Below are 17,039 nucleotides of genomic sequence, written 5' to 3' on the forward strand. Positions count from 1 at the left end.
CGCGCGGTCGCATTCGACCGCGACATTGGCGCGAGGCCTCGAGGAGCATCACATGATCAATCGCTTTCGCCTGGCCGCCGCGCTGACATTGCTGCTCGCCGGCAGCAGCGCATCGCTGGCCCAGTCGCTGCCCGACTACATGGCGCCGATCGCAGGCAAGACCACATCGACGCCGGGCGATGTCGCGACCAAGGACGTGCTCGCGCTCAACACCGGCATGTTCGAGCTCTATGGCGATGCCGCGCGGATCTTCCAGAAGAACATCCTCGACAAGCATCCGGTGATCCTCGGCCTGTTCTCCGGCGCCGGCGGCCGGCTGATCCTGTACCGGCCGGGCAAGCAGCCGACCGAAGCGCCGCCTGTGCCGGTCGTCTATCAGCTGCTGAAGTCGGTCGGCCACAGCACGATGGCGCTGGCCGAGGTGGTCGGACCCTATGTCAACAATCCCGACAACAAATCGTGGCGCGGATCGATGCTCGCCTATCGCAGCCGGATGCAATCGGCACTCGATGGGCTCGATCAGACGCCGATGCAGGCGGACTGGCGCGACAATAACCGCGCGATCCTCACCAACAACGTCGCCTTCATGGATGAATGCCTGTCGGCCGGCGTCATCCCATTCGCCAAGCTCGAGGCGTTCGGCAAGAAGCAGGCGCCGCTGCTGGCCAAGAACGTCGCCTGGGCCGCGCAGACCCAGGTGGCGCACTGGATGACGGTCGTGGCCGACTGGAAGACCCAGCTCGGCGACGACTGGGACAAGACCTATGCCGCCAGCAACACGATCTACGTGGCGCGGCAGAACAACGTGATCTTCAGCGTGCTGGCGCAATTCTTCGGACCCGACGCCGTCAACAGCCGCCTGATGCTGATCGAAACCATCTCCTTCACCACGACGCCGTCCGACATGCTGGAGTCGCTGACCCGGATCATCGCCGACCGCTCGGTAGGCGCGCTGTTCTTCGGCAGCTATCACTTGATGGACTATGAACTGATGGGGGGCGACGCGCGCCAGGCGATCATCGCCGAGACCAAGAAGCGCGGCATGACGGCCTTCTTGCCGCCGCTGGTGCCGTTCGGCTCCAAGCAATGGCCGACCCTGATCACCCCGGGCCCGGGACCAGCAACGATCGCCGACCTCAAGTGAGGCCACGGCTTATTGCGGTATCGCGGTTGCGTTCGCTCTGCCGCAATACTTCCACGAGTATTGCACCAGTTGTTAAACCCCGGCGCGATATGCCGTCGAGGTGTCGATGAAAGATCAGACCATGCGGCCTTCGCGACGCGAATTCGTGAAGTGGTTGTCGGCGGGCGGCATCTCGGTCAGCCTGTCGCATCTGGCGCTTGCGAAGGAGCCGGCCTTCGCGAGCCGCGAGACGCTGCCTGGGCGCGGCCATTTCAATCCGGCGGCAAAAGGCGTTGGCCGCGTCGACGGCGTGGCCAAGGTCACCGGCGCGAAACTCTACGCCTCCGACTTCCGCGCCGCCGACATGCCGGGCTGGCCCGCGACCACCGCGCACGCCATCCTGGTCCGCGCCAATGACGCCACGCATGTCTATGCCGGCATCGACCTCGCCCGCCTCGATGGTCCGGCAAAGCCCTCGGTCGTCGTGACCGCTGCCGATCTCGACCGGATCGGCACCCGGGTGCCCGAGTTCTACACCGGCGATCTGTTCTGCCCGGTCGGCAAGACGCCGCTCTATCTCGGGCAGCCGGTCGCGCTATTGATCTTCGCGCAGTTCGACGCCTTCGACCGCGCCCGCCTCGCGCTGCGCGACGGCACGTTCGTCAAATTCGGCGACGAGACCGGCCCCGTGATCCTGCCGAACTACGGCGCATATCGCTTCACGCGCGTCGCTGGCGCATCACCCGATGCGCCCGACGTGTACTCGCCGATCCAGGCCGGCTGGGTCTCGCCGAGCCGGATCCAGAACGCGGCACTGCCGGTCTGGTTGCCGCTCGCCAAGGAGACCAAGGCGGACTACGCCAAGGCCGCAACCCATGGCGAAGCGATCCGCGCCCAGCTCGCCAAGGACGATCCGTCACAGCTCGTGCTCGATCGCGAGTTCGAGACCCAGTCGGTCGATCCGATGTTCCTCGAACCGGAGAGCGGGCTCGCCTGGTACAGCGACGACAGCGGCCAGCTCGAATTGGTGCTCGGCGTGCAGTCGCCCTATGAGGCGACCGAGTCGATCGCCTTCATGCTCGGCAAGGCCCGCGCGCCGTTCCGGCCCTCGCACATCAACGCCCAGTTCGCCCATGTCGGCGGCGGCTTCGGCGGCCGCGACCACACCCCGTTCGTGCTCTACGTGGCATTGGCGGCGATGTTCTTTCCGGGACGGCCGGTGCGGCTGGCGCATGACCGCTACCAGCAGTTCCAGGGCGGCATCAAACGCCACCCGATCAAGATGCGCTCGCGGATCGGCATCGACCGCGCCAGCGGCAGGATCACGGCATTCGCCGCCGATCATGTGCTCGACGGCGGCGGGCTCGCCAATTTCTCCGCCAATGTCGCGGTCGTTGCCGCGACCGCCGCAATCGGCATCTACGACATCCCGAAGGTCGACGTCACCACGGTGGCGTTGCATTCACGCGGCGTCACCGCGGGCTCGATGCGCGGCTACGGCACGCTGCAGACCATGACCGCGCTGGAAGTGCTGATCGACGAGGCCGCAAGCGAGCTCAAGCTCGATCCAATCGCGTTCCGCCGCAACAATGCGCTGAAGCAGAACGACCGGACCATGACCGGCAATCCCTACATCGTGTCGGTGCGCACGCCCGACATCCTCGACAAGCTCGAGAAGCATCCGATCTGGCAGCAGCGCGCCGACTTCAAGCGGCAAGCCCCCGAAGGACGGTTGGTCGGCACCGGCGTCGCCTGCGTCACGAAGGATTACGGCTCGGGCGCGGATTGCTCGCTCGGCCGGGTCGAGATCGATCCCGAGGGGCGGATCGCGATCCACTGCGATCATGTCGAGATGGGCAATGGCATCGGCACCGCGCTCGCCAACCGGGTCGCGAACCATCTTGGCGCCGTCGCCGACGAGGTCGCAGTCTCCCGGGTCGACAGCTACGACGCGCTCGGGCTCGTCACCTCGGGCGATCCCTACACGATGGATCAGAAGACCCAGGACCTCGCCGAGAAGAACCCGCGCTGGGTGCCCGCGATCAGCTCGGCGACCAGCGCCTCGATCGGCGCCCATGTCGGCACGCATTCGGCGGCCGAGGCCGCCCGCATCGTCTTCCGTTTCGGCCTGTGGCCGGCGGCGCTGGAGCTCTGGCGCATTGCGAAGACCGATCCGCGTGCCCGGCAATCGGACAGAGCGCGCTGGCAGGATGGGCGGCTCGCGCTCGACGATCTCGCGCCGCTGCCACTGCCGAAGCTTGCGGCGACCGCCCATGCGCGCGGCTTCGTCACCGGCGCCATCGCGCACAGCTTCTCGCGCTGGGCCTGGTCGCGCGGCCGCTTCCCCCTGTTCGGCGAGCAGGTTCGCGCCGAGATCGATGCGCTGGCAATCCGCCGTGGCCGCGGCAGGTTCGCGCGGATCGACCGAACCAGCGTGAAATTCCCGCCGACCGACAACAACCGGATCGGCACCGCCTACACCTCGATGTGCGGCACGCTGGTCCGCATCGAGATCGAGCGCGCGACCGGCATCTTGCGCATCGCCAAGGCCTACAGCGTGTTCGAATGCGGCCAGGCGCTGGTGCCCGAAGTGGTGCTCGGCCAGTCGCATGGCGGCTTCGCCATGGGTGTCGGCTACGCGCTGCTGGAAACCCTGCCGCCGTTCGAAGGCGGCCCCGGCAACGGGCAATGGAATCTCGGCCAGTATTTGATCGCGCGCGGCTCCGACCTGCCGCTGCACGATCTTGAGATCGAGATGCTGCCGCCGCTGACGCCGGACGAACCGCCGAAGGGCATGGCGGAGGTTGTGATGATCCCGATCGTGCCGGCGCTGCTCAACGCCATCAACGATGCCACCGGCCACCGCTTCCGCTCGTTGCCGGTGACATCGAGCCTGCTCAAGGGAGCGCTTGCGTGACGACGCTCAACCTCACCATCAACGGCCACAAGCACGGCCCGATCGAGGTCCGCGACGACCTCTCGATGAACGATCTGCTGCGCGAGATGCTCGGCATGACCGGCACCAAGTTCGGTTGTGGCGCCGCGCAGTGCCTGAGTTGTGCAATCATCGTCGATAATCCCGACGGCAGCAGCTACACCACGCCGACCTGCGTGGTGCCGGCGGCGAATTTCGACGGCATGGCGATCCGCACCGTCGAGGGCCACGCCAAGGACGGCGAGCTCTCCGCCTTGCAGCGCGCCTTCATCGACCACTTCGCGTTCCAGTGCGGCTACTGCACGGCCGGCTTCCTCAACGAAGGCCAGGTGCTGCTCGAACGGCTGGCGAAGACGCCGGTGGCGCGGGACCAGCTCGAGACCGTCATCGCCGATGCGCTCGACGGCCATCTGTGCCGCTGCACCGGCTACATCAAATATCACCAGGCGGTGCGTGACGTGATCCTCGCCGATTCCCAACGCTATCTGACCGCCAACAAGTGAGCCCGCGCGCGATGCCATCGGAAACGCGGTTTCGGATCATGGCGGTGCTGACGGCGCTCGCGACCAGCCTGGGTGCCGGCTACGCCGCGTCGGAGAGCGCAAGCCACGCCCTCGCCTCGCCGGAAAGCTTTGCCGGGATCGAGAATGTCGAGCAGCGCTCCGCGGCGATCTTCACCGAACTCGGCAAGGTCCTGACCCATCCGCGCTGCACCAACTGCCACCCCGCCGGCGACAGCCCCCGGCAAGGCGATATCAGCCGCCTGCACCAGCCACCGGTCACGCGCGGTGCCGATGGCCACGGCAAGGACGCCATGCGCTGTTCGATCTGCCACCAGCACGCCAATTTCGATCCCGGCCGTGTGCCCGGACATCCGGAATGGCACCTCGCGCCGCGCGAGATGGCATGGGCTGGCAAGACCGTCGGCGAGATCTGCGCGCAGCTCCGGGACCCCGCACGCAATGGCGGCCGCAAGGTCGAGGACCTGATCGACCATATCGGCAAGGACACGCTGGTCGGCTGGGCCTGGCATCCCGGCTTCGGCCGCTCGCCGGCGCCGGGCACGCAGGCGCAGGCCGGCGCCCTGGTCGAGGCCTGGGTGAAGACCGGCGCGGCCTGTCCCGCGCCGTAACGCATGATCAGGAGAATGCACTGCGCTCTTCCGATAAGATCATGCGCAAACAAAGAGCTCGTAAATTCAGTGGCGCTTGAAGTACTGCACGTCGCGCTCGTGCTTCTCGGCCGCGGCGCGTGACTTGAAGGTGCCGAGATTGCGGCGCTTGCCGGTCTTCGGACTGACCTTGCGGGAATACAGCCGATACTCGCCGGAACGCAGCTTGCGGATCATGACGTCGCCTCGCCAATGCCTTCGCGAGACAACGATACGCCAGCGTGAGCGTTCCTGCTTGATCAGAAGCAAAGATTGGTCACGGCATTGCCGCGCTTGTCCTTGATGACATAGGGACAGCGGGCCCGCTCCAGCGCCTTCTTGGCATCCTCGTCGCCGAGCGCGGCCGCCCGCTCGTAATAGGCCTTGGCGGCATCGGTATCCTTCGGCCCGCCGCGACCGGCCTGCGCGAACGCCCCCATCCGCTCCAGCGCGCCCGGGTGGTTCTGCGCCGCCGCCTTCTCGAACAACGCCCGCGCACCGGCATCGTCCTGCGCGCCGCCCTTGCCTTCGGCGAGCATCATGCCGAGCTGGTACTGCGCCTCGGCATTGGTCTCGGCGGACCTGGCGAGCAATTCGCGCGCACGTGCCGGATCCGCAGCCGCGCTGCCGCCGAGCGCCGCCAGATTGCTGACGCCGCGCGCATTGCCGGCCTGCGCCGCGCGCTCGAACAATTTGCGCGCCTGCGCCTCGTCCTTGGCGACGCCAGTGCCATTGCCATAGAGCACACCAAGTTCGACCATCGCCGACGTCGAACCCTTGTCGGCGGCCTTGCGCCAGGCACTTGCCGCTTCCAGCGTCTGCTTGTTGGCGGCATAGGCGCGGCCGAGTTCGTACATCGCCCGACGTGAGGACTTTGCCGCCACCGCGCAATATTTGATCGCGGTCGCAATATCCGCCGGCGCGATCTCGGACACGCCCTTCACATCGGCCGGCTTGTCGGGATCGCTGGGATCGGCGGCGAGCCGGTCGCATAGCACGAGGTCGGCCGATTGCGCGTGAGCGAGTGCGGGCAAGGCCAGCGCCGCGGCAAAGGCAATTGCATGGAGAGATCTGAACATGACCGGCAGGTTGCGTCGCGGTGCAGGCAAATTCAAGGCTCGAGGCCGGTCTCGCGCAGCACCGGCGCGATGTCAGCCGACGACAGATAGCGTAGCAGATGATCGGCCGCCGCAGCGCGTTGCGATGCGACCATACGGCCGGCGGAGAACACAGCGGGTGTCTGCAATTCCGGGGGAAGCGGCCCGACGACCTCGATGCCGTCGATCTGCTTCAACTCGCTGATCTGCTGGATCGCGAGATCGGCTTCACCGCTGATGAGCTTTTCGGCGGTGAACCCGACGGGAATGATCACCGCGCGCGCGTTGATTTCCGCGGCGATGCGGAGCTGCTCGATCAGCCGCGCGAACAGGATACCGCTGGCGCCAAGCCGCGAGTAAGCCACCGCCCGCGCGCCGAGCAGCGCCGAACGCAGCGCGGCTTCGGTTGCGATGTCGGGATGCATGGCGCCCGCCTGCACCGCGACGCCGACATAGGAGCGCGCGAGATCGATCGCGCTGTCCGGCGCAACGCGGCCCTCGCCGGTCATCTCGTCGAGGCCCTCGCGGGTGAGGATCACGAGATCGGCTACCTCGCCGCCGCGCAGGCGTTCGAGCAGCGCCAGCGTCGGCGCGAAGTCGGCATCGATCGCGACGCCGCTTGCCGCCTGGTACGCCCCGGCAAGGCGCGCAATCGCGCCCTTGAGCGCCAGCGTCGAGAGCACGCGGACCGAATTGTCTCTTCCGCTCATGCCCGGCGCATCAGCTTGAGCGCGGCGGTGAGGCGGAGGCTGCGCTTGCCCGCCAGCGCGGTCGCTTCCAGCACGGCGCCCTCCGCGTCGCAGGTGCCGGCAAAGCCGATGCCGACCTCATGGCCGCCGAAGATCGCATCCTCGCCGATTGCCGAGGTGTGCTCCTGGTTGAGGATCTGGCCCTTCCAGCGGCCCTGCTCGGAGGTGTAGGTGCCAAGATAATAGAAGAACGCATCGCCGCCGAGGATGCGGCCGTTGTTCAGCAGCATCACGCCGGTGAGGCCGCCATCGACACCGTCGAGCACGCGGATCCGGATCGCGTAGAGGCCGTTGACGATACCGCCCTCGCCGACCCCGCCGGCGATCGGGATGTCGTCTTCGGTGATCGGCGTCATCACCGACTGGAACGGCACGCCGGGCAGCTCCTTGAGTTCGCCGTTGAAACGGTAGAGCTCCCCGTCGGGTCCGCCGGTGGCGATGAGCGTTGCATCGTCGGTGCCGGCCATTGCCCGATAGTTCGGATCGGGGTTGTGGCGGACGGTCTGGATCTCGACCGCGACCACGTCGCCGTCCTTCTTGTAGGTGCCGATATGGGCGAATGCAGAGTTGCCGCCGAGCATCCTGCCGTCGCCGACATACATCACGCTGCGGCCGACCGCACCGCCCAGCTCGAACCGGACCTTGTAAAACCCCTCAAACAAGCGCCGTGTCCCCGGCAGCCAACATGCAATCGTTATCTAGCGCGGTTCATAACGTAGCGAAACCGCTTTCGCCGGCAAGCTGCCTGCAAAGGCTGCCGTTAAAATGCAAAGGTCCGCCAAGGCATTCGCCCGGGCGGACCTGATTGCGGTACCGGATGCCTCCACCCGGTTCGGAGTTGCTTAGGCCGCCGCCTTTAAGCCGCAGGCTTTAAGCGGCAGCCTTGGCGCCGGTCGGCACCTCGGAGATCGTCTTCAGGATCTGCGACGCGATCTGGTAGGGGTCGCCTTGCGAGTTCGGACGACGGTCTTCCAGATAGCCCTTGTAGCCGTTGTTGACGAAAGAGTGCGGCACGCGGATCGAAGCGCCACGGTCAGCCACGCCGTAGCTGAACTTGTTCCACGGCGCGGTCTCGTGCTTGCCGGTCAGACGCTTGTCGTTGTCCGGGCCGTAGACGGCGATGTGGTCCATCAGATTCTTGTCGAAGGCCTTCATCAGGCTCTCGAAGTACTCCTTGCCGCCGACTTCGCGCATGTACTTGGTCGAGAAGTTGGCGTGCATGCCCGAGCCGTTCCAATCGGTGTCGCCGAGCGGCTTGCAGTGGAATTCGATGTCGATGCCGTAGCTCTCGGTGAGGCGCAACATCAGATAGCGGGCCATCCACATCTGGTCAGCGGCGGTCTTGGAGCCCTTGCCGAAGATCTGGAATTCCCACTGGCCCTTCGCCACTTCGGCGTTGATGCCTTCGTGGTTGATGCCGGCGGCGAGGCAGAGATTGAGATGCTCTTCGACGATCTTGCGGGCGACACTGCCGACGTTCTTGTAGCCGACGCCGGTGTAGTACGGGCCCTGCGGCGCCGGATAACCCTCTTCCGGGAAGCCGAGCGGACGGCCGTCCTTGTAGAAGAAGTATTCCTGCTCGAAGCCGAACCAGGCGCCTTCGTCGTCCAGAACGGTTGCGCGCTTGTTCGAGACATGCGGCGTCTTGCCGTCGGGCATCATGACTTCGCACATCACCAGCACGCCGTTCTCGCGCGCGGCGTCGGGATAGCAGGCGACCGGCTTCAGCACGCAGTCAGAGCTGTGGCCTTCAGCCTGCTGGGTGGACGAACCGTCAAAGCCCCACAGCGGAAGCTGTTCGAGGGTCGGGAACGACGCGAATTCCTTGATCTGCGTCTTACCGCGCAGGCTCGGCGTCGGCGTATATCCGTCGAGCCAGATATACTCGAGCTTGTACTTGGTCATTGAACCTCTCTGTTGATGATGCAAAACCGTGAGGAACCGAAAGCCAGTCGGCCGCCGCACGCGTACCCGGCCACCATCGGCCGGCTCTTACTAAGCAATTAAAATGCCAGTCGCTGCACTGCGGCACCCGCCCTGGTCGCGGATGTCCACAGCCGACATCGCATTTTTAGCTGCGACATAGCAGCGCGGCTGGCATGCGTCCGGGACAGGCGGAATCCGCCTCCCGATGCTCCCGACCGCCTTTTTCTCCAGCAAATCCAACTGCGACACCGCCTGCCGATTAAAGCCGCAGCAGCGCCATGTGACAGTTCGTGTCCGGCTGCCCGACCTCCGGCAACCATGGCCGAGGCCCAAGCGTTGGTCAGCTGCATCCTGCCTTGCAGGAGGCAAACCCGGACTTGCACACAGATTAGACAGACAATGACTATTTCTTGGTCAACTTGCACCCTTCCGGGCCCGGGCCGATATCAAAATCACGGTAACCGCACACGAATGAGTCGGGCGCACCATGGAGGCTCGCACCGGCCAAAGGAGACTTTGACATGATCACCACGGGCCAAGGACAGATCCAGGGATCGGCAACGATCTATCAATTCCCGGTTGGGGGCCGCGCGGCTCTCGGCGGGCGCCGCTACGGCGAGGCGCGGACGGCGCATGAGCTTTCCGCCGAGGTCGAGACCTCCGCATGCAGCGAGAGCTGGTACCATCAGGCAGCGATCGACGACGCAAAGCCGAGCCGCGATCACTGATGTCGCGACAACAAAGGGGCACGACATCAAAACGTCAGACGGCGTCACAACACTAGCAAAGGGTCGGAACGAAACGTTTCGGCCCTTTTTTCATGCCAGCTCGCAGGCCGTCACCGGCCGCTTCGCATGCCGGAGCCTGATCGGGCCGGCACGGCTGAACGCCAGCGTGACACCGCTGCCCTTGTAGCGCGTGCCCGCCAGCGACAGGCGTTTCGTCAACGTCACCGCCTTGCCGTCGAGTTGCAGATGCGCGCGGGTATCCCCGTCGAAGAACGCCGCTATGAACTGTGTGCCGTCGGCGCAGCGATAATTCCGGAAGGCGGACTGCGCCGTCACCGTCGAGGAACCGAACACCCCGCAAAGAATTGCGCCGATCACAACGGCGCCCGCGCGATAAGTCATATTCTCCTCCCGGCGGGCCGGCTATAGACCTGTCTGCGCCGATCCATTCGCGCCAAGACTGAGCCAGGATATCAACAGCTGCAACAGGCCCGCCCGATGTCAGACGCCCCCGCCCGCCATCTCAATCTCGCCGGCGCCAGCAATTTCCGTGACCTTGGCGGCTACCAGACGCGCGACGGCCGGACGGTGCGCTGGCGGCAGATCTTCCGCTCCAACCATCTGGCACACCTCACCGAGCAGGACGTCGCCGTGGTGCGCACGCTCGGGGTCAAGAGCGCGTTCGATTTTCGCGGCGTCACCGAGCGCGCCGAAGCGCTGTGCGGCATGACCGACATCACCGTGCATTCGCTTCCCGTCGAGCCGACGGTGGTGGCCGCGCTGCGCGAGATCGCTGGCAACCGCCAGCTCTCCGAAGCCGACGCGATCGACGTGATGCGGGATTCCTATCGCGGCTATGTCCAGGACAACACCCAGCGCTATCGCACGCTGTTTGCACATCTGCTCGAAGACCGCGCGCCGCTGGTGATCCACTGCACCGCCGGCAAGGACCGCACCGGCTTCGCCTGCGCGCTGATCCTGCACGCACTCGGCGTGTCCGAGCAGGTGATCGCGGACGACTATCTGTTAACCAACCAGTTCTACAAGCGCGATCCCGCCCACAGCACCGAGCTGCCCGACGACGTCAAGCAGGTGCTCGGCACCGTGCGCGCGGCATTCCTGGAGGCTGCGTTCGAAGCAGTCGAGGCCGACTATGGCAGCCTCGATAATTATTTCCGGGATGGCCTCGGGCTCGGCCAGGCCGAACGCAAGGCGCTCGAAGGCCGCTACCTGCAAGCCTGATAGCTTGGCTCAGGCCGCGGCGGCCTCGAGCTCGAGCTCGGCATCGAGATCGGCGATCACATCCTCGAAGGCCGAGATGGCCTGCTGGATCGCCGCGATCTGCATCAACTCCCAGCTGCTCACCGGTCCGGTGCGATTCTGGAGCGCAACCACGAGGTCACGCCGCTGCTCCTTAAGCTGAACGAGCGGTAAACCGTGATCCGGAAGATATCCCATCGAAAACCCCTGGCTTGGCTGGAGTTCCGTTTCTACGAAAAGGGTTCTGCGAACGACTTACAGAACTGCCGAAAATTTTATCCAACCACCCCACCTCCGTAGTCTTACGTAGTCAGGACGACGCGCTGGCGCTGCGTGCCACCGCATCGTTGATCGCTCCGAGCAACGCCTGAGTGACGCAATCGGTCGCCCACTCGCTCGTATGAAGATGTTCCTGCGCACCATCGTCGAGTTCGGAGAGCGGAATTCCGGCATCGACCCATTGCCTCATCAGCGCAAAGCGGCAGAACAGGTTGGCTTTCCTGCTTGCAGCGACGTCAGCGATCATCGACATGAACTGGTTGGCGAGCTTCAGCACGTCCGGCGTGCCGACGATTGCCTGGGTGTATTGCGAATCCATCACCACGACGTCCAGCGGCAACCCGGCGAGCACATCGAGTCCTGCCTCCAATGTCGCTTGCACCTGATCGAAGTTGTAGTTCTTGTACACGGCGTTGGTGCCGACCTGCCAAATCACCATTACCGGCGCCTCGGCAATGACGTCGGACTCGATGCGCGCGAACTCTTCCGGCGCTTCCTGCCCGCCGATCCCCCGGTTGATGATGTCGATCATGCGGCCGAACGACTGCTTCTGGTTCCTCCACAACATCTCCAGCCGGGGCGGAAACGGGAGAATTCGGTCGGCTCCCGCGGTCGATGATGATCCGAGAGCAACGATCTTGACCTTGCGCTCGCGTTCGAGCGCCTGCGCAAGATGCGGCAATCCGTAACTGAACTTGACGAGTTCGAGATGGGTTTCGCACGGCCTCGGTGTCGGCATCGCAAACATCCTTGGGGTGAATGAACGAATGAATGCGCGCAGTAGGAGGCGAAATCGGCGGCATTGCAAATGAATTCCGCCTGATCATAGTGGTCGCAGTCAGTTGCGTTTACGGAGACCGCCATGAACGGAAAAGCCATCGTCATCACAGGCGCCCTCGGCGCGCTTGGCAAAGTGGTCGCCGCAGAAGCCCTGGCGCGCGGCGCGCGCGTTGCCGGCGTCGATCACGCCGCCTCGCAGCTTGCGTCGACGGCTGATCGTATCGAGCTCGGCGGTGTCGACCTCACCGACACCGCGCAGGCAAAGGCGGCGATCGACAAGGCGGCCGCGCATTTCGGCCGGCTCGACGGGTTGATCAACATCGCCGGCGGTTTCACCTTCGAGGCGGTGAGCGACGGCGATCCCGCGACCTGGCAGCGCATGTATGCGATGAACGTGATGACCGCGTTCAACACCTCGCATGCCGCGATCCCGCATCTCGTCAAATCCGGCGCCGGCCGGATCGTCAATATCGGCGCGCTGGGCGCGTTGCAGGCGGCGTCCGGCATGGGACCCTATGCGGCATCCAAGGCCGGTGTGCACCGCCTCACCGAGTCGCTCGCCGCCGAGCTCAAGGGCAAGGTCACGGTCAACGCCGTGCTGCCCTCGATCATCGACACCGCGGCCAATCGCGCCGCGATGCCGAAGGCCGATATCTCCAAATGGGTGACGCCGAAGGAACTCGCCGACGTCATCCTGTTCCTGGCCAGCGACGCCGCCAGCGCTGTCACCGGCGCGCTGCTGCCGGTCAATGGCCGGGTTTAGGCGGTTCGCCGATTGAACGCTTAGTCGGCAACCAGCAGCCGCAGCTTTGACCTGAAGCGAATGCTCTGCTTGCCGGCGAGTGCCATGCCGTCGCCCTCGGCGGTCTCATCGGTATAAGTTCCGGTGAAGCCGATGGTGACCACCTTGCGTTCCCATACCGGGCGCGCGCCATAGGTGGGCGAGTGCTCCTGGTTGGTGACCTCGCCCTTCCACTTGCCGTCGGCCGCCGTGTAGCTGCCATAGGCAAAGAAGAACGAGTCGCCGCCCCGCATCTGACCGTCACGCAGCACCATCACGCCCTGGTTTCCGCCAGAGACGCCGTCGAGGAATTCGACAGTGATGTGGTAGAGCCCGTTCCGGATCATGAAGATGCTTGCGCCTTCCAGGCCCGACAATAGCTGTCTGGCCGAGCTTTGGGCAATTGCATCCGCCTCGGCCGGCGCAATTCCGCGCTATGCTGCGGCACCGAGTCGCGGCCGACGCCGCAGGAGCCTGCCCGTTGGAAACCGCGCTTTATCTGCCCGTCAAACGCTTCCTCGAAAAGCTCGGCTTCACGGTGAAGGGCGAGATCGGTGGCTGTGACCTCGTGGCGCTCAGCGCCGACGATCCGCCCGTCGTCGTGGTCGGAGAGCTCAAGCTCGCCTTCAATCTCGAACTGATCCTGCAGGCGGTCGACCGCGCCGGCGCCGCCGACGAGGTGTGGATCGCGGCCAAGGTTTCAGCCCGCGGCAAGGGTCGCGAGAGCGACGCGCGCTATCGCAATCTGTGCCGGCGGCTCGGCTTCGGCATGCTCGGCGTCACCGACCGCGGCGACGTCGAGGTGCTGGTGCCGCCGCCGACTGCGGCACCGCGTCGCAATCCGAAGAAGCGCTCGCGGCTGATCACCGAGCATCGCAAGCGCAAGGGCGATCCCGCGATGGGCGGCTCGACACGGGCGCCGATCATGACCGCCTATCGCCAGCAGGCGCTGGCCTGCGCCTGTGCGATGTCGGATGGGCCCCGGCGGCTCCGCGACCTGCGTGTCGAGATTCCGGACGCCGGCAAGATCCTGCAGCATAATGTCTATGGCTGGTTCGATCGCGCCGAGCGGGGCATCTATGTGCTGACCGATGCCGGTCGCGCCGCGCTCAAGCGCTGGCCGCAGCAGCCGATCACTACGTCAGGGGCGGAAGCCGCCCCGTAAGGCATGATCCGGAAAAGTGCCAAGCGGTTTTCCGAAGAGATCACGCTCAAACAAGAGGGGGAGATCATGATCGTCGTCACCGGCAGCGTCACCGCCCGCCCCGACAGCTTTGACGAGGTACGGCGATTGAGCCTTGAGCATGTCCATCGCTCGCGCACCGAGCCCGGATGCATCTCGCACGCGGTGCATGTCGACTGCGAGAATCCGCTCAGGCTGGTGTTTTTCGAGCAATGGGCCGACCGCGCCGCGCTGGCAGCGCATTTTGCGGTCCCCGCGTCGCGCGACTTTGTCCGCTCGCTGCAATCCCTGGCGGCCGCCGCGACCACGATCGAACTTTATGACGCTCACAAAATTGAGAGACTCTAGCTGCATGGCTGGATTGCCATGCCACATTCATATTGCAATGCAACATTGGGCACCTTACGTATCTCCCGCGATTCAAGGATGAGGCGGCGATGAGCGGAGACTGGAACACCAAATACGGCACAAGGCGCGTGCGGCATGATCCGCCGACGCTGGAGGAAGCAATCTTCGCTGCCATCGGCATCACCGATGACGTCGAAGCCCAGGCCGAGATTGCCTCGTCCCTGATGGGGCTGCCCTATGACGAGGTGCTGGCCGAGGTGAAGAAGACCGCGCGCGTCAGCGCCCGCACCGGCACAGCGACCCGGGTGATCGCCGGCGAACAGGGCGCGCAGCGCTCCGTCGTGGTCGAGCGCCGCGTGGTCCGCCGCTTTGCCACCGACAAGCGCACCGGCACCTGAAAACAACATCCGTTGGTTCAAAGAAAAAGGGCAATCCACTGAGTGGATTGCCCTTTTTGCGTCGCGTCCGATATCTCAGCTTCAGGCTGCTCGGCCCCAGCCGGACATCTGCATCACCATTCGCCAATAGGCGCGGTTCATGTCGACGATCGCGCGTGCAGCCTCGACCGGCGTCACCGGAGCGATCGGCGGTGCCGGCTCAGGCTGGTGCTGCTCGGTCAGGTCGATGCTCCCGGTCGACTCACCGTGACGGAAGGTCAGCTGCGCACCGAACTTGGTGGCAAGTGCCCGCATCGCATCGTTCTGCGCGCCGGTGGTGATGCGCAGGCTGCCGTAGCCCTTGGCATGCGCCTCGGTGATCAGCTTGCGGAACAGCGTGCTGCCGACGCCTTTGCGCCGTGCCGACCGCTCGACGCTGAAAGCGATCTCGGGCTGCGCATCCGGTGACTGCTCCGGCGGGTGCAGCTCGGCCGCGCCGCGGACCACGCCATCCTCGAAATAGGCGATGATGACGGTGCCGTCGTTGGCGCAGCGCTCAGCATAGCGGCGGATAAAACTGTCGTCGATGAAGCCATGAAAACGATCATGACGGCTGGTTCGATCCAGTCTCAGCAGATGATCGCGCAGCAGGGGAAGCTCCTCCTGCTGGCTCAACGTCCGCACGGTACCCCGGGCAGAGGTCGAACTGATGGAATCGTGGTTCATTTCATAACTCCTCTTGGTAGCCCTCGAGGAGGCGTCGACTCCCTAACCCGTCCTATATTGTGCGCCGCACCATATAATTCAAGTACTGAGATTCATTTGAATAAACAATGATGTGATTGGCAAATCACATCATCACCTCATCATAATACCAGCTGGGTTTGGGTGATCACCGCAACGAGCTTGCCGTCTTCCGTCTCCAACCGGGTCTGCCAGACCTGGGTCCGCCGGCCCCGATGAACCGGTGTGGCCGTCGCGATCACGGTACTCCCCTCCTTGGCTCCGCCGATGAAGTTGGTCTTGCTCTCCAGCGTCGTGGTGCCCTTGGCGTCCTCCGGCAGGTTGATCACGGTGGCGGCAGCGCCGACCGAGTCCGCGAAGGCCATCACAGCGCCTCCGTGGATCGTGTTGCGGAGGGTGCAGAGGTCCGGCCGCACCAGCATCTTTGCGACCACGCGATCCTGACTGGCCTCGGTGAAGGTGACGCCCTTCAGTTCCGCAAACGGCATCTTCATCGACTGGATCTTTTCGAGCGGCGTCATGGGCACTCCCTGCCTGTGGTCTTCTTCGAGGTTGATAGCAGCATGATGGATTGCTCGGCCGGGCCCGGCAATGACGTCCGAGGTAATGGCGACCATGACGTTATGTCGTCCGTGACAAGGGGCCGCCGAGCCTGCATATCGTCGCCGATGCGCGACTTCCCTCCCCGCCGGATCGTCTGCCTGACCGAAGAGACGGTCGAGACGCTGTACCTGCTCGGCGAGCAGGACCGCATCGTCGGCGTCTCCGGCTACGCCGTGCGGCCGCCGCAGGTCCGCCGCGAGAAGCCGCGGGTGTCTGCGTTCATCTCCGCCGACATTCCGAAGATCTTGGCGCTCGACCCCGATCTGGTGCTCGCCTTTTCCGACCTGCAAGCCGACATCGTCGCCGATCTCGTGCGCGCCGGCATCGCTGTCCATGTCTTCAACCAGCGGGACGTCGCCGGCATCCTCGCGATGATCCGCACCCTGGCTGCGATGGTGGGCGCAGCCGATCGCGGCGAACAGCTCGCTGCGGGCTACGAACAACGGCTGGCCGCGATCGGGGCAACACCGCGGCCGGCGCCGCGGCCAAAAGTCTATTTCGAGGAATGGGACGATCCTCTGATCAGCGGCATCGGCTGGGTGTCCGAGCTGATCGAGATCGCCGGCGGCGCGGACGCGCTGCCGCATCTGCGCGCACACAAGGCCGCCCGGGATCGCATCGTCTCGGCTGAAGCCGTCCGCGAGGCGATGCCCGACGTGATCCTGGCCTCCTGGTGCGGCAAGAAGGTGGTGCCCGACCGCATCCGCAGGCGTGACGGCTGGAATGACGTTCCGGCCGTGCGCAACGACCGCATCGTCGAGATCAAGTCGCCGATCATCCTGCAGCCTGGCCCCGCCGCGCTGACCGATGGGCTCGATGCGATCGTGAAGGCGTTGTGGGGGAATGCTAGGTAGGTTTCACCCCGTCATTGCGAGCCAACGGGTCGCGCGAATGCGCGCCCGATGACAGGCTCCGCGAAGCAATCGATCTCACCGCAAGCGGCACTATGGATAGCTTCGTCGCTTCGCTCCTCGCA

At 65.0% G+C, this 17,039-nt stretch carries 22 protein-coding genes; 11 read left to right on the top strand and 11 right to left on the bottom strand.

What is annotated here, in order from left to right; translation table 11 throughout:
* The first annotated feature begins 52 nt into the window (after window positions 1-52).
* From B2W55_RS10645 to B2W55_RS10660, 4 genes are all read left to right on the top strand, one after another.
* Window positions 53-1,144, top strand: a complete 1,092-nt coding sequence (locus B2W55_RS10645) for a hypothetical protein (RefSeq protein ID WP_024581550.1) — start codon at window positions 53-55, stop codon at window positions 1,142-1,144.
* 121 nt (window positions 1,145-1,265) lie between these two features.
* Complete coding sequence (locus B2W55_RS10650; RefSeq protein ID WP_024581549.1) at window positions 1,266-4,040, top strand: xanthine dehydrogenase family protein molybdopterin-binding subunit; 2,775 nt, start codon at window positions 1,266-1,268, stop codon at window positions 4,038-4,040.
* Complete coding sequence (locus B2W55_RS10655) at window positions 4,037-4,561, top strand: (2Fe-2S)-binding protein (protein WP_024581548.1); 525 nt, start codon at window positions 4,037-4,039, stop codon at window positions 4,559-4,561. Before B2W55_RS10650 ends, B2W55_RS10655 begins: the two co-directional genes overlap by 4 nt.
* 11 nt (window positions 4,562-4,572) lie before the next feature.
* Window positions 4,573-5,190: a hypothetical protein gene (locus tag B2W55_RS10660; protein WP_024581547.1), complete on the top strand. Its 618-nt coding sequence runs from the start codon at window positions 4,573-4,575 to the stop codon at window positions 5,188-5,190.
* Window positions 5,191-5,256: 66 nt separating this feature from the next.
* On the opposite strand, the gene B2W55_RS10665 is transcribed toward B2W55_RS10660, so the two are convergent.
* From B2W55_RS10665 to B2W55_RS10685, 5 genes are all read right to left on the bottom strand, one after another.
* Window positions 5,257-5,406: a hypothetical protein gene (locus B2W55_RS10665; RefSeq protein ID WP_100555261.1), complete on the bottom strand. Its 150-nt coding sequence runs from the start codon at window positions 5,404-5,406 to the stop codon at window positions 5,257-5,259.
* Window positions 5,407-5,468: 62 nt separating this feature from the next.
* On the bottom strand, window positions 5,469-6,287 hold the full coding sequence (locus tag B2W55_RS10670) for a tetratricopeptide repeat protein (protein ID WP_043855566.1): 819 nt from the start codon (window positions 6,285-6,287) through the stop codon (window positions 5,469-5,471).
* A gap of 32 nt (window positions 6,288-6,319) precedes the next feature.
* Window positions 6,320-7,015 carry a substrate-binding domain-containing protein gene (locus B2W55_RS10675; RefSeq protein ID WP_024581545.1) on the bottom strand — a complete coding sequence of 232 codons (696 nt, stop codon included), beginning with the start codon at window positions 7,013-7,015 and terminating at the stop codon, window positions 6,320-6,322.
* Window positions 7,012-7,716, bottom strand: a complete 705-nt coding sequence (locus B2W55_RS10680) for a hypothetical protein (protein WP_024581544.1) — start codon at window positions 7,714-7,716, stop codon at window positions 7,012-7,014. The genes B2W55_RS10675 and B2W55_RS10680 overlap by 4 nt, the downstream gene beginning before the upstream one ends.
* A 208-nt stretch (window positions 7,717-7,924) precedes the next feature.
* Window positions 7,925-8,959, bottom strand: a complete 1,035-nt coding sequence (locus B2W55_RS10685) for a glutamine synthetase beta-grasp domain-containing protein (protein ID WP_024581543.1) — start codon at window positions 8,957-8,959, stop codon at window positions 7,925-7,927.
* A 542-nt stretch (window positions 8,960-9,501) separates the two neighbouring features.
* On the opposite strand from B2W55_RS10685, the gene B2W55_RS10690 reads away from it, so the two are divergent.
* Complete coding sequence (locus tag B2W55_RS10690) at window positions 9,502-9,708, top strand: DUF2735 domain-containing protein (RefSeq protein WP_024581542.1); 207 nt, start codon at window positions 9,502-9,504, stop codon at window positions 9,706-9,708.
* Between the two features lie 90 nt (window positions 9,709-9,798).
* On the opposite strand, the gene B2W55_RS10695 is transcribed toward B2W55_RS10690, so the two are convergent.
* On the bottom strand, window positions 9,799-10,110 hold the full coding sequence (locus B2W55_RS10695; RefSeq protein ID WP_024581541.1) for an MliC family protein: 312 nt from the start codon (window positions 10,108-10,110) through the stop codon (window positions 9,799-9,801).
* A 96-nt stretch (window positions 10,111-10,206) separates the two neighbouring features.
* Between B2W55_RS10695 and B2W55_RS10700 the strand changes: the two genes are divergently transcribed.
* A complete protein-coding gene (locus B2W55_RS10700; RefSeq protein ID WP_024581540.1) occupies window positions 10,207-10,950 on the top strand; it encodes a tyrosine-protein phosphatase in 744 nt (247 codons plus the stop codon).
* A gap of 9 nt (window positions 10,951-10,959) precedes the next feature.
* Here B2W55_RS10700 and B2W55_RS10705 read toward each other — a convergent pair whose 3' ends face one another.
* Window positions 10,960-11,103: a hypothetical protein gene (locus B2W55_RS10705; RefSeq protein WP_244442217.1), complete on the bottom strand. Its 144-nt coding sequence runs from the start codon at window positions 11,101-11,103 to the stop codon at window positions 10,960-10,962.
* A 175-nt stretch (window positions 11,104-11,278) separates the two neighbouring features.
* Window positions 11,279-11,779 carry an SGNH/GDSL hydrolase family protein gene (locus B2W55_RS10710; protein ID WP_244442216.1) on the bottom strand — a complete coding sequence of 167 codons (501 nt, stop codon included), beginning with the start codon at window positions 11,777-11,779 and terminating at the stop codon, window positions 11,279-11,281.
* Between the two features lie 330 nt (window positions 11,780-12,109).
* Here B2W55_RS10710 and fabG point away from each other — a divergent pair, with 330 nt between their 5' ends.
* Entirely contained in the window at window positions 12,110-12,790 is a 681-nt protein-coding gene (fabG, locus tag B2W55_RS10715) for a 3-oxoacyl-ACP reductase FabG (protein WP_024581538.1), read from the top strand.
* 20 nt (window positions 12,791-12,810) lie between these two features.
* Here the strand turns inward: fabG and B2W55_RS10720 are convergent, their stop codons facing one another.
* Window positions 12,811-13,155, bottom strand: coding sequence for a GrlR family regulatory protein (locus tag B2W55_RS10720; protein WP_029879146.1), 345 nt, complete (start codon window positions 13,153-13,155; stop codon window positions 12,811-12,813).
* 134 nt (window positions 13,156-13,289) lie between these two features.
* Here B2W55_RS10720 and B2W55_RS10725 point away from each other — a divergent pair, with 134 nt between their 5' ends.
* From B2W55_RS10725 to B2W55_RS10735, 3 genes are all read left to right on the top strand, one after another.
* Entirely contained in the window at window positions 13,290-13,973 is a 684-nt protein-coding gene (locus B2W55_RS10725) for a DUF2161 domain-containing phosphodiesterase (RefSeq protein ID WP_024581536.1), read from the top strand.
* A gap of 3 nt (window positions 13,974-13,976) precedes the next feature.
* Window positions 13,977-14,339, top strand: coding sequence for a putative quinol monooxygenase (locus B2W55_RS10730; RefSeq protein ID WP_349678878.1), 363 nt, complete (start codon window positions 13,977-13,979; stop codon window positions 14,337-14,339).
* Between the two features lie 89 nt (window positions 14,340-14,428).
* Window positions 14,429-14,737, top strand: coding sequence for a hypothetical protein (locus B2W55_RS10735; RefSeq protein WP_024581534.1), 309 nt, complete (start codon window positions 14,429-14,431; stop codon window positions 14,735-14,737).
* Between the two features lie 81 nt (window positions 14,738-14,818).
* Here B2W55_RS10735 and B2W55_RS10740 read toward each other — a convergent pair whose 3' ends face one another.
* The gene (locus B2W55_RS10740; RefSeq protein WP_024581533.1) at window positions 14,819-15,442 is read right to left on the bottom strand and encodes a GNAT family N-acetyltransferase; all 624 of its coding nucleotides are present in this window, start codon (window positions 15,440-15,442) and stop codon (window positions 14,819-14,821) included.
* A gap of 140 nt (window positions 15,443-15,582) precedes the next feature.
* Window positions 15,583-15,981: a PaaI family thioesterase gene (locus B2W55_RS10745; protein WP_024581532.1), complete on the bottom strand. Its 399-nt coding sequence runs from the start codon at window positions 15,979-15,981 to the stop codon at window positions 15,583-15,585.
* A gap of 147 nt (window positions 15,982-16,128) precedes the next feature.
* Here B2W55_RS10745 and B2W55_RS10750 point away from each other — a divergent pair, with 147 nt between their 5' ends.
* A complete protein-coding gene (locus tag B2W55_RS10750; protein WP_024581531.1) occupies window positions 16,129-16,917 on the top strand; it encodes a cobalamin-binding protein in 789 nt (262 codons plus the stop codon).
* The last annotated feature ends 122 nt before the right edge of the window (window positions 16,918-17,039 follow it).

Source organism: Bradyrhizobium sp. UBA2491 (assembly GCF_002341725.1).
GTDB lineage: Bacteria > Pseudomonadota > Alphaproteobacteria > Rhizobiales > Xanthobacteraceae > Bradyrhizobium.

Bases quoted from the DNA above. Each gene is read 5' to 3' on its own strand.
- B2W55_RS10660 (WP_024581547.1), top strand. From the start codon at position 4,573: ATGCCATCGGAAACGCGGTTTCGGATCATGGCGGTGCTGACGGCGCTC.
- B2W55_RS10670 (WP_043855566.1), bottom strand. From the start codon at position 6,287: ATGTTCAGATCTCTCCATGCAATTGCCTTTGCCGCGGCGCTGGCCTTG.
- fabG (WP_024581538.1), top strand. From the start codon at position 12,110: ATGAACGGAAAAGCCATCGTCATCACAGGCGCCCTCGGCGCGCTTGGC.
- B2W55_RS10665 (WP_100555261.1), bottom strand. From the start codon at position 5,406: ATGATCCGCAAGCTGCGTTCCGGCGAGTATCGGCTGTATTCCCGCAAG.
- B2W55_RS10645 (WP_024581550.1), top strand. From the start codon at position 53: ATGATCAATCGCTTTCGCCTGGCCGCCGCGCTGACATTGCTGCTCGCC.
- B2W55_RS10650 (WP_024581549.1), top strand. From the start codon at position 1,266: ATGCGGCCTTCGCGACGCGAATTCGTGAAGTGGTTGTCGGCGGGCGGC.
- B2W55_RS10750 (WP_024581531.1), top strand. From the start codon at position 16,129: ATGCGCGACTTCCCTCCCCGCCGGATCGTCTGCCTGACCGAAGAGACG.
- B2W55_RS10740 (WP_024581533.1), bottom strand. From the start codon at position 15,442: ATGAACCACGATTCCATCAGTTCGACCTCTGCCCGGGGTACCGTGCGG.
- B2W55_RS10675 (WP_024581545.1), bottom strand. From the start codon at position 7,015: ATGAGCGGAAGAGACAATTCGGTCCGCGTGCTCTCGACGCTGGCGCTC.
- B2W55_RS10720 (WP_029879146.1), bottom strand. From the start codon at position 13,155: ATGATCCGGAACGGGCTCTACCACATCACTGTCGAATTCCTCGACGGC.
- B2W55_RS10690 (WP_024581542.1), top strand. From the start codon at position 9,502: ATGATCACCACGGGCCAAGGACAGATCCAGGGATCGGCAACGATCTAT.
- B2W55_RS10745 (WP_024581532.1), bottom strand. From the start codon at position 15,981: ATGACGCCGCTCGAAAAGATCCAGTCGATGAAGATGCCGTTTGCGGAA.
- B2W55_RS10730 (WP_349678878.1), top strand. From the start codon at position 13,977: ATGATCCGGAAAAGTGCCAAGCGGTTTTCCGAAGAGATCACGCTCAAA.
- B2W55_RS10735 (WP_024581534.1), top strand. From the start codon at position 14,429: ATGAGCGGAGACTGGAACACCAAATACGGCACAAGGCGCGTGCGGCAT.
- B2W55_RS10685 (WP_024581543.1), bottom strand. From the start codon at position 8,959: ATGACCAAGTACAAGCTCGAGTATATCTGGCTCGACGGATATACGCCG.
- B2W55_RS10710 (WP_244442216.1), bottom strand. From the start codon at position 11,779: ATGATCGACATCATCAACCGGGGGATCGGCGGGCAGGAAGCGCCGGAA.
- B2W55_RS10700 (WP_024581540.1), top strand. From the start codon at position 10,207: ATGTCAGACGCCCCCGCCCGCCATCTCAATCTCGCCGGCGCCAGCAAT.
- B2W55_RS10695 (WP_024581541.1), bottom strand. From the start codon at position 10,110: ATGACTTATCGCGCGGGCGCCGTTGTGATCGGCGCAATTCTTTGCGGG.